General features: G+C 53.5%; 8 protein-coding genes and 6 tRNA genes. 13 read left to right on the top strand and 1 reads right to left on the bottom strand.

The genetic code is table 11. The annotated features are described in order from the left end of the window. Positions 1-532: 532 nt before the first annotated feature. The 13 genes from HMPREF1039_RS03630 (at position 533) to trpA (ending at position 7,929) form a co-directional block, all read left to right on the top strand. A tRNA-Gly gene (locus tag HMPREF1039_RS03630) sits at positions 533-607 on the top strand. A gap of 5 nt (positions 608-612) precedes the next feature. Continuing rightward, a tRNA-Asn gene (locus HMPREF1039_RS03625) sits at positions 613-688 on the top strand. A 3-nt stretch (positions 689-691) separates the two neighbouring features. Beyond that, positions 692-765 (top strand) — tRNA-Gln (locus tag HMPREF1039_RS03620). Positions 766-776: 11 nt separating this feature from the next. Further along, positions 777-852, top strand: a tRNA-Lys gene (locus HMPREF1039_RS03615). Between the two features lie 10 nt (positions 853-862). Further along, a tRNA-Glu gene (locus HMPREF1039_RS03610) sits at positions 863-938 on the top strand. Positions 939-943: 5 nt separating this feature from the next. Beyond that, positions 944-1,019, top strand: a tRNA-Val gene (locus HMPREF1039_RS03605). Positions 1,020-1,517: 498 nt separating this feature from the next. Then, entirely contained in the window at positions 1,518-2,999 is a 1,482-nt protein-coding gene (locus HMPREF1039_RS03600; protein WP_007391013.1) for an anthranilate synthase component I family protein, read from the top strand. Beyond that, positions 2,980-3,546 carry an anthranilate synthase component II gene (locus tag HMPREF1039_RS03595; RefSeq protein WP_007391030.1) on the top strand — a complete coding sequence of 189 codons (567 nt, stop codon included), beginning with the start codon at positions 2,980-2,982 and terminating at the stop codon, positions 3,544-3,546. Before HMPREF1039_RS03600 ends, HMPREF1039_RS03595 begins: the two co-directional genes overlap by 20 nt. Positions 3,547-3,558: 12 nt before the next feature. After that, positions 3,559-4,584 (top strand): anthranilate phosphoribosyltransferase, encoded by a 1,026-nt coding sequence (gene trpD, locus HMPREF1039_RS03590; protein ID WP_007391016.1) that lies wholly within the window; start codon positions 3,559-3,561, stop codon positions 4,582-4,584. Further along, positions 4,581-5,363, top strand: a complete 783-nt coding sequence (gene trpC, locus HMPREF1039_RS03585; protein WP_007391021.1) for an indole-3-glycerol phosphate synthase TrpC — start codon at positions 4,581-4,583, stop codon at positions 5,361-5,363. The genes trpD and trpC overlap by 4 nt, the downstream gene beginning before the upstream one ends. Then, a complete protein-coding gene (locus HMPREF1039_RS03580; RefSeq protein ID WP_007390994.1) occupies positions 5,360-5,959 on the top strand; it encodes a phosphoribosylanthranilate isomerase in 600 nt (199 codons plus the stop codon). The genes trpC and HMPREF1039_RS03580 overlap by 4 nt, the downstream gene beginning before the upstream one ends. Position 5,960: 1 nt before the next feature. Continuing rightward, entirely contained in the window at positions 5,961-7,145 is a 1,185-nt protein-coding gene (gene trpB / locus HMPREF1039_RS03575; protein ID WP_007390995.1) for a tryptophan synthase subunit beta, read from the top strand. After that, the gene (gene trpA / locus HMPREF1039_RS03570; RefSeq protein WP_007391000.1) at positions 7,138-7,929 is read left to right on the top strand and encodes a tryptophan synthase subunit alpha; all 792 of its coding nucleotides are present in this window, start codon (positions 7,138-7,140) and stop codon (positions 7,927-7,929) included. Before trpB ends, trpA begins: the two co-directional genes overlap by 8 nt. Positions 7,930-8,005: 76 nt before the next feature. Here the strand turns inward: trpA and HMPREF1039_RS03565 are convergent, their stop codons facing one another. After that, positions 8,006-9,859: a phosphoethanolamine transferase gene (locus tag HMPREF1039_RS03565; RefSeq protein WP_007391026.1), complete on the bottom strand. Its 1,854-nt coding sequence runs from the start codon at positions 9,857-9,859 to the stop codon at positions 8,006-8,008. Between the last annotated feature and the right edge of the window lie 127 nt (positions 9,860-9,986).

The raw sequence follows: 9,986 nt of genomic DNA, 5'->3' as shown, positions 1-9,986 counted from the left end.
AACAAATATGCAAATTAATTTTTCATCTATGCCCATACGTAATATATATGTCGGCAGTACCGTCGGGGCAATTCCTTTTTGTCGTGCGGCAAGTGCGGCTATACACTATAAAAAGTATGTCCTATGTCTTATCGTATAGATACCGGATGATGCTATATATATTTATTCTTACTCTTACTATTACAATTATTCTTACTATTATTCTTATTCTTTTCTTACTCTTATCTTTTCTTACAAGCGTTACTGTAACGCGTTACAGTATCACAAAAATGTTGCCGTTATGTGCGAGTATAAGGGCGGTAAGGGCCGAAAGAGGCGCCGCTTTTCTTCCTTGCGGCGGTCGCATGTCGTTGCGGCGGTTGTTTTTTTAGAGAGAACGCGGCGGCAAGGAGAGAAAAAAAAACTTGACAGGCAACGGTAAACTTGCTATTATAAACAGGCATTCTGAAATGCAGTCGTCGTGTACGGGCGGCGGTAAGAGAAAAAACTTGACAGAGAACCGGCTATGTGGCATAATAGGTAAGGCTTTCATGCGGAAGTAGCTCAGTGGTAGAGCACCACCTTGCCAAGGTGGGGGTCGCGAGTTCGAGCCTCGTTTTCCGCTCCATTTATTCCTCAATAGCTCAGTTGGTAGAGCAATCGGCTGTTAACCGATTTGTCGTAGGTTCGAGTCCTACTTGAGGAGCCATACAGGGGTATCGCCAAGCGGTAAGGCAACGGACTCTGACTCCGTCATCGTTGGTTCGAATCCAGCTACCCCTGCCAAATTTTTTCCTGATCCACTAGCTCAGTTGGCAGAGCACCTGACTTTTAATCAGGGTGTCCCGAGTTCGAATCTCGGGTGGATCACCATATTTTTTACGGCCCCTTGGTCAAGTGGTCTAAGACACCGCCCTTTCACGGCGGGAACATGGGTTCAAATCCCGTAGGGGTCACCACATATGGGCGATTAGCTCAGCCGGGAGAGCGCCTGCCTTACAAGCAGGATGTCGGCAGTTCGATCCTGTCATCGCCCACCATAGCGAAAAAACGGTTTATGTTGCGTATAACATAAACCGTTTTTTTTGCATAGCCGTTTGTCGGCGCCCGGCGGTGACGGTCGGACGGATACGGGGCGGGACGCCGAGGGAACCGCGTTTTTCGGGGGTGTTCGGCGTGTTTAAAAAAATGTAACAAAAAAACAATTGACAAACGGCCGGTTTGGGAGTAACATACAGTACAACAAAACTATACTGTCCATGAAAACCTGTGAAGCGGAAGTCAAAACGATGTCGTGCACGTACAGAGAACCGGGAGGCTGAGAGCCGGTCGAACGCAGCTCGTCAAATGGACCGCTGAGGGCGCAGTCAAAGGGGCAACCCGAGTATTCTGCGACGTGGGGGCATACGTCAGTTGCCGGGAATATGAAGGTATTCCGTCGAGCGTAGGAGTCAAATCCTAAAACAAGGTGGCACCGCGGATCTATCCGTCCTTGACAAGTATTTGTCATGGACGGATTTTTTTTTAGGAGGGAAAGTATGCTGTCGTTTGAAGAAGTGGCCGAGTACGGGAGCCGCTATACGGTTGTCCCCTTGAGCAGGCGCATGTTGGCGGACGGATGTACGCCGGTGGAAGTGTTGCGACGGTTGCGGCACGAGAGTGATCGTTGTTATATTTTGGAAAGTATGGAAGGGAAGGATCGACGCGGACGCTATACGTTTTTGGGATATGATCCTTCGTTGGAAATTCGCGGTAAAAAAGGACGCATCGAAAAAATTGATAAACAGGGGCGGGTAACGGTGCTGCAGGATACGCCGCACGCCGTGTTGCAGCAAGTGACGGCGTTGTACCGGGCGCCCGTATTTCCGGATTTGCCGCCGTTTACGGGCGGGCTGGTCGGTTATTTTTCGTTTAACTATTTGCGCTATACGGAACCGGTGCTGGCCGAGCGGCCGCCGGGAGAGGAAGGGCTCGACGATTTTGATTTGCATTTGTTTGAAAAAGTCATTGTGTTTGATCATGTCAAACAAGAAATTGTGTTGATTTCCAATGTGCGCCTTGCCGACGGCCGGGCCGGGTATGCGGCGGCCGAGGCGGCACTGGCGGAAATGGCGCGGCTCATTACGGACGGCAAGCCGGCGGCGGTGCCGCCGTTACAGCTGACTACGCCGTTACAACCGCTGTTTTCGGAGGCGGCCTATGTACGGATGGTGACGGCGGCCAAGCGGTATATTCGGGAAGGGGATATTTTTCAAGTCGTGTTGGCCAATCGGTGGGAAGCGACGGCGGCGGGCAGTTTGTTTGACACGTATCGGCTGTTGCGGTCCTTCAATCCGTCGCCGTATATGTTTTACTTTTCCGTCGGGGATACGGAGATTGCCGGCTCTTCCCCGGAAACGCTGGTACGTATCGGCGGCGGTCGCGTGACGACCTATCCGTTGGCCGGAACGCGTCCGCGCGGGGCGACGGAAGCGGCGGACAAGCGCTTGGAAGAGGAGTTGCTGCACAACGAAAAAGAATTGGCGGAACATAACATGCTGGTCGATTTGGGACGGAATGACATCGGGCGTGTGAGCCGGCCCGGGAGCGTACATGTGGCTTCGTATTTACAAGTGTTGCGTTTTTCTCATGTCATGCACTTGGGCTCCACGGTGGTCGGTACGTTGGCGCCGGGCGTACAGCCCGTGCAAGTCATGGAGGCGGTGCTGCCGGCCGGCACCTTATCGGGAGCGCCCAAAATCAGGGCGTATCAGATTATTGACGAACTGGAACAGGCCGATCGCGGCTTGTACGGCGGGGCCATCGGCTATTTGGATTTTACGGGCAATATGGATGTATGTATTGCTATTCGTTTGGCCTATAAACATGGCCGGCGGCTGATTATTCGTGCCGGCGCCGGCATTGTGGCGGACAGCGACCCGCAGCGGGAATACGAAGAATGTTGCCATAAGGCCGAAGCGGTGCGAACGGCGGTGGAACGGGCAGACGGGGGGATACGATATGATTCTTTTAATAGATAATTATGACAGTTTTTCGTATAATGTCTATCAATTGGCGGCCTCTTTCGGGAAAGAAGTGAAAGTCCTGCGGAATGATGCCGTGTCCGTTGCGGAGGCGTTGGCCCTGCAGCCGTCACATATTATTATCTCGCCGGGGCCGGGACGGCCGGCGGCGGCGGGCATTTGTGAAGAGCTGATTCGCAAGACGCGGGGAACCGTGCCGATCCTGGGGATTTGTTTGGGCCATCAGGCGATTTGCGAAGTGTGCGGCGGTACGATTACGTATGCGAAAAGGATGATGCACGGCAAGCGGTCGACCGTAAGGCGCTTGCGAAACCATGCACTTTTTAAGGATATTCAGGACCCCTTCGATGTGGGGCGGTACCATTCGTTGGCGGCGGATAAAGCGGCGTTGCCGTCGTGTTTGGAGGTTTTAGGAGAAAGCGAGGACGGGGAAATTATGGCGGTAGCGCATAAAACCTTGCCGCTTATGGGCGTGCAGTTTCATCCGGAATCCATTTTGACGCCGCAAGGACCGATTTTGATGCGGAATTTTTTGAATATATAAGGGGGCGGCGGCATGATTACGGAAATGACGAATAAATTGGTACGGCGACAGGCGTTGACGGGAGAAGAAACGGCGCAGGTCATGTATGAAATGATGGCGGGAAACACGAGTGCCGTACAAACGGCCGGCTTTTTGACGGCGTTGCAGACCAAGGGCGTCACGGTGACGGAGATTACGGCCTGCGCCCGGGTAATGCGGGAACATGCCGTGCCGGTAGCGGCACCTGCCGGGTTGTTGGAAATTGTCGGGACCGGCGGCGATCATTCGGGGTCGTTCAATATTTCGACAACGGCGGCGTTGGTGTGCGCCGCCGCCGGCTGCCGGGTGGCGAAGCACGGCAATCGCTCGGCCACTTCTTCGTGCGGCGCCGCCGATGTATTGGAAGCCTTGGGCGCCGATCTGTATTTATCGCCGGCGCAAAGTATGGCGGTGCTGGAAGAAACGGGATTTTGTTTTTTCTTTGCCCAACAATATCATCAGGCCATGAAATATGTCGGCCCCGTGCGGCGGGAGTTGGGGATTCCTACAGTGTTCAATATTTTGGGGCCCCTGACGAATCCGGCACATGCGGAATTGCAGGTCTTGGGCGTGTATGACGAAGCGCTGGTGGAACCGTTGGCGCAGGTGCTGCACGCGTTGGGCGTCGTGCGCGGCATGGTCGTACACGGCACGGACGGGTTGGATGAAATTTCGCCGTCGGCGCCGACGAAGATTTGCGAGTTTGCAGGGTCGCAGTTTCACACGTATATATTGCGCCCGGAAGAGGTGCACGTACCTTGCGGCAAGAAAGAGGAGTTGAAAGGCGGGTCGCCGGAGAAAAATGCGGCCATGCTGCGGGCCGTATTGGCGGGCGAATCGGGAACGTGTCGGACGGCGGTGCTGCTCAACGCCGGGGCGGCTCTGTACGTGGCGCAAAAAGCGCCGACCATCGAAGCCGGGGTCCGGTTGGCGGCAAGGTTGATTGATGAAGGCAAGGCGCTACAGACGTTGCAACGGGTTATACAGACCGGACGGGACCTACGGGAGGCGACACGATGATTTTGGAAACGATTGTGACGGCCGTGCAGGCACGCTTGCGGGAGGATAAACAACGGGTGTCTCCGGCGCGGATGATGGCCCGTGCCGAAGCGGTACCGGCGCCGGCGGACTTTCCCTTTTACCGCGCCTTATGCGGTCCGGCACCGGCGTTTATTTGTGAAGTAAAAAAGGCGTCGCCGTCCAAGGGGATTATTTCTCCCGATTTTCCGTATGTGGCGACAGCCCGGGCCTATGAAGAGGCCGGGGCGGCGGCCGTTTCCGTTCTGACGGAACGGGATTATTTTCTCGGCGACCCGCAGTATGCGAAGGAAATTGCGGCCGCAACGCGGCTGCCCGTGTTGCGGAAAGATTTTATAGTGGATGCGTACCAATTGTATGAAGCACGCGCCATCGGCGCCGCCGCCGTGTTGCTGATTGCGGCGATTTTGTCGGATCCGGCCTTGACTTATTTTTTACAACTGGCGCACACGTTGGGATTATCCGTGTTGACGGAGTGTCATACGGCCGGGGAAATACAACGGGCCGTACGTGCCGGCGCCCGGATTATCGGGATTAATAATCGCAATTTGCGGGATTTTACGGTAGACCTTAACCGCACGCGGCAATTATGCCGGTATGTGCCGGATTCCTGTATCCTCGTTTCGGAAAGCGGTATTCGCACGGGTGACGACGTGGCGACGTTACGGGCGTGCGGGGTACAGGCCGTGCTGATCGGCGAAACCTGTATGCGCAGCCGTGACAAAAAAGCGTTGTTGCAGCAATTGCGGGGGCAAGGATGAGTAAAATAAAGATTTGCGGGTTGACCCGCCCGGAAGATATACAAGCCGTGAATCGGTGGCAACCGGACTATATCGGCCTGGTATTCGCCGGCCGGAAACGACGGGTCACGCCGGCGCAGGCCCGGACCCTGCGCGCGGCCTTACATCCCGCCATTACGGCGGTAGGGGTCTTCGTCAATGCGCCTATCGAGCTGATTCGGCAGCTGTGGCGGGAAGGGACGATTCAATGGGTACAATTACACGGCCAAGAAGACGAAGCCTATATTCGGGCCTTGCGCGCCTGCGTGCGGGCGCCGATTATTCAGGCGTTTTCTTTACAGTCGCGCGCGGATGTGCAGCGGTTGCAGGCGAGCAGCGCCGACCTGGTACTGGCCGATCACGGCGGCGGCGGCAGCGGCCGCCGGTTCGACTGGTCGTGGACCGCATACATTCAACGGCCGTATATCTTGGCCGGCGGTATTACGTGTCAAACGATTCAAGAGGCGTTGCGGTTACGCCCCTATGCGGTGGATATCAGCAGCGGTGCGGAAACCGGGGGGCATAAAGAGGAGAAAAAAATACAAGCACTCGTGCAGTGTGTGCGGAGGAGGCCGTAAAATGAGCAAAGGTCGATTTGGAGAATTCGGCGGACAATATATTCCTGAAACGTTAATGAATGAAATTCATCGGTTGGAAACGGCGTATGACGCGTGTAAACATGATGCGTCCTTTCAACGGGAATTAACGGACTTGTTGGATAATTATGCCAACCGTCCATCCTTGTTGTATTATGCCGAACGCATGACGAAGGAGTTGGGCGGCGCTAAGATTTATTTTAAACGGGAAGATTTGAATCATACCGGGGCGCATAAGATTAACAATGCGTTGGGCCAATGTTTGTTGGCGAAAAAAATGGGAAAAACGCGGGTAATTGCCGAAACGGGCGCCGGACAACACGGCGTGGCGACGGCGACGGCGGCGGCTTTTCTCGGGTTGCAGTGTGAAATTTTTATGGGCGAAGAAGATACGATTCGGCAGGCCCTGAACGTGTATCGCATGGAATTATTGGGCGCCGAAGTACATGCCGTGACTTCGGGGACGCGGGTCTTGAAAGATGCGGTCAATGAAGCCATGCGGGAATGGGTGAACCGGGTGGACGATACGCATTATGTCATCGGTTCCACCATGGGGCCGCATCCTTTCCCCGTCATGGTGCGGGATTTTCAGGCCGTTATCAGTCGGGAAGCGCGGCGGCAGGTGTTGGAAAAAGAAGGTAAATTGCCGGCGGCGGTCCTGGCCTGCGTAGGCGGCGGCAGTAATGCCATGGGTATGTTTTATCATTTTATTCCCGATACGTCGGTGCGGTTAATCGGCTGCGAAGCGGCCGGTAAAGGCATTGACACGAAGTTGCAGGCGGCTACGGTGGCGACGGGCAGACCGGGAATTTTTCACGGTATGAAGTCCTTGTTTTGTCAGGATGAACAGGGGCAGATTGCCGAAGTGTATTCTATTTCCGCCGGCTTGGATTATCCCGGCATCGGGCCGGAACATGCGTATTTGTATACGAGCGGACGGGCTTCGTATGTGCCCGTAACGGATGCACAGGCGGTGGCGGCATTTTCGTATATTGCGAAAACGGAAGGCATTATTTGTGCCGTAGAAAGCGCGCATGCCGTGTATGAAGTCATGCAATTGGCGCCTACCCTGCCCAAAGAAGAATGTATTATTTGTTGTTTATCCGGTCGCGGGGATAAAGATGTGGCGGCCATTGCGAGATATGAAGGGCGGGATATACATGAATAGGATAGAACGGGCATTTGCCGACAGTAAGGCGTTTATTGCGTATGTGACGGCGGGGGATCCGACGCTTGCGGCGACCGGTGAATTTATTGTCGCCATGGCCGAGGCCGGCGCCGATATTATTGAAATCGGCATTCCTTTTTCCGATCCCGTAGCCGAAGGACCGGTTATTCAGGAAGCGAATATTCGTGCCCTGCAGGGGCATACGACGGTGCCGAAGGTGTTGGAACTGGTGCGGGAAGTGCGGCAACAGACACAGGTGCCGTTAGTGTTGCTCACGTATTTGAACCCTGTTTTTAATTACGGCATTACGGACTTTTTTAAAGCCTGCCGACAAGCGGGCGTGGACGGCATTATCATTCCCGACATGCCGTTTGAAGAACGGCGGGATTGTGCGGCGGCGGCAGCGCAATACGGCATTGCGATTATTTCCATGATTGCGCCCACGTCGGCTTCACGGTGTGCGGCCATCAGTGCCGTGGGAGAAGGGTTTTTATATATTGTGTCCTCTCTGGGCGTAACGGGCGTGCGCAGCCGGATTACGACGGATTTGGCCGGTGAAATACAGGAAATACGCAAGTACACGCGCGTTCCGTGTGCGATCGGCTTCGGGATCGGGACGCCGGAACAGGCCGCGCGGATTGCGACCTATGCGGACGGCGTGATTGTGGGGAGCGCCATTGTCAAGCTGATTGCCCGCTACGGCGCCCGGGCGACGCCGCATTTGACGGCCTTCGTCAGGGAAATGAAAGCGGCCGTTACCGCCGGTAACGGGAGCGGCATATAAAAAACGGGCGCGGCACAGAAAAAGGACTGTCGACACGGGAGTGTCGACAGTCCTTTTGTTTTCGGCCAAGGGAGGATTAATAGCCTACATCTTCCATTAAACTGCTCTTGCCGAAACGGGTGACCAAATCTTTTCGTGCCATTTTCCAAGTCGGCGAAGCAATGCTCATGGACGGATCATAATGCGGCGATTGCATGTTTAAGACGCCGCAAACAAATTCATAGGCCAAATCATTCGTGAAATACTTATGTTGATGGTCTTTGATGGTGCGGGCCACGTCCGCATTGCGTTGCAGGTAGTTGTCCGAGAGATAGCAGAACATGGGAATCCGCAATACCGTAAACGGCGCAATGTCCGGTTGGCGCAGGCGTGTCGGGTCGCTGCCGTGATCGGAGAAGTACAACATGGCGTCCAGATTCAGGTGCTGTTTCCCGTAGTTGTATACTTGGTGTAAGAACCAATCGTTGTATAAAATCGTATTGTTGAAATCGGCAACGCGGTTAATGGTGCCGTCATTGAATTTTTGGAAGGACGCCGGGTAGCGATTGCGATATTCTACATGGCTGCCCATTAAATGCAGGACGACAAAGTTTTTGTCTTTCGGATTTACTTTTTTTAAGAATTTTAAAAGCGATTCGTCCAAGGTGGAATATTTCGCATCTCTGTCGACCCATTCATGCACATCGGCCGTATGGGCTACGAGGGAAATCGGCGTATCGGACACGCCGACGGAGCCCTGATTGCTGAACCAATAGGTTTTATAGCCGGCCTTGCGCGCCATGTCGATAATGGAAATAGATTGATTAAATTCTTTGTTGTTGTAGAAATTCGCTTCCGTTAAGGCGTGTTCCAAAACGGGGACGGTATACCATACGCAGGCGTAGGCGTTGTTGAAGAAGGTAAAGTGCGGATCGGCCTTCATGGCGGTGAGCCACGGCGTATTGTTCGGCTGGGACGGATTATATACGTTCATATAAGTACGGGTTTCCGATTCGCCGATGACGAGAATAATCGTATTCGGTCCCTGTCGCGGATGTAATTGCACGGCCTGTAATTTGGCATACCGACTGTCGTGGGTGGTGGCATATAATTTGGCATGTTCCAAATATTCCTTGGAGTCCATAAAGGTTTTAATCGGAAAGGCGTTGGGAATAATTTCTTCCGCCAGGGCGCCGACCGAAGGGAAAATGATGAACAGCGAAAGCAACGGAATAAACGGCGTATATAAAGGCGAACGGGCGCCTTTTTTTTGCCGATAGTTCAAGATATAAGCGCCGATAATTAAAATCAGGAAGACCAGAATCAAGGCCGCAATCCGATAGGGCCCGAGGGAGCCGAAGTATTCTTTGGTTTCGCGCGGGCCGGTCTGAAAGATGAGCAGGGCGCCGGTCGTGGTAATACACGAATGATATAACAGGGCATAGACCCATTGGACAATAATAATGAAGAATGCGGCCAAGTGCAGCACCGTCATAATCAAGGCGCTGAGAACACGCGGTATATAGCGGATGAGCGCCATGTTGATGCAAAGGAAAATAGAAAACAAGTAGAGGCCGACATACATGTCATAAATATTATTAATATAAATGACATTATGGGTCAGTAAGGTCGTATAGTTTAAGTACGGCCCCGTAATAATCCAGCCGAGCGCCACGACGGCCGGCGGAATAATGGCGTTGACCGAAAGATTGCGCCAATAAATGCCGAGGGCCAGGACGACGGACAGGACGGCCGGAATGAGTCCCAGCGTAACATCCTGAACATTATCCATGCCCAGGCCGTAGGAAACGCTCCACTGCCACCGATAGATGACGGCATATAAAATGACGTATAACAAAATGAGGCAGGCAATGGTTCTTTTTTTGCCGCCTTTAGGAAACATTCTTGTAAAAAAAGAAGGGTTTCCTTCCGTTTGAGGTGTATGTAACATAGACATGACCCGATCCTTTCTGTGCTGTAGTTGCTGATGTATCTTACGACGAACCTATTATACCGCAAACCGACGGAATAACCTAGAAGAGAATCATATTTATTTATGTTTTTTCCGCCGGCGGGAC

Origin of the sequence: Megasphaera lornae (assembly GCF_000214495.1) — a bacterium.
GTDB classification, from domain to species: Bacteria; Bacillota; Negativicutes; order Veillonellales; family Megasphaeraceae; genus Megasphaera; species Megasphaera lornae.
This window is presented reverse-complemented; position numbering and strand designations above follow the sequence as displayed.

Excerpts from the sequence above, each read along its gene's own strand:
- trpA (WP_007391000.1), top strand. The coding sequence starts at position 7,138 with ATGAATAGGATAGAACGGGCATTTGCCGACAGTAAGGCGTTTATTGCG.
- trpD (WP_007391016.1), top strand. The coding sequence starts at position 3,559 with ATGATTACGGAAATGACGAATAAATTGGTACGGCGACAGGCGTTGACG.
- HMPREF1039_RS03600 (WP_007391013.1), top strand. The coding sequence starts at position 1,518 with ATGCTGTCGTTTGAAGAAGTGGCCGAGTACGGGAGCCGCTATACGGTT.
- HMPREF1039_RS03565 (WP_007391026.1), bottom strand. The coding sequence starts at position 9,859 with ATGTTACATACACCTCAAACGGAAGGAAACCCTTCTTTTTTTACAAGA.
- trpC (WP_007391021.1), top strand. The coding sequence starts at position 4,581 with ATGATTTTGGAAACGATTGTGACGGCCGTGCAGGCACGCTTGCGGGAG.
- trpB (WP_007390995.1), top strand. The coding sequence starts at position 5,961 with ATGAGCAAAGGTCGATTTGGAGAATTCGGCGGACAATATATTCCTGAA.
- HMPREF1039_RS03580 (WP_007390994.1), top strand. The coding sequence starts at position 5,360 with ATGAGTAAAATAAAGATTTGCGGGTTGACCCGCCCGGAAGATATACAA.
- HMPREF1039_RS03595 (WP_007391030.1), top strand. The coding sequence starts at position 2,980 with ATGATTCTTTTAATAGATAATTATGACAGTTTTTCGTATAATGTCTAT.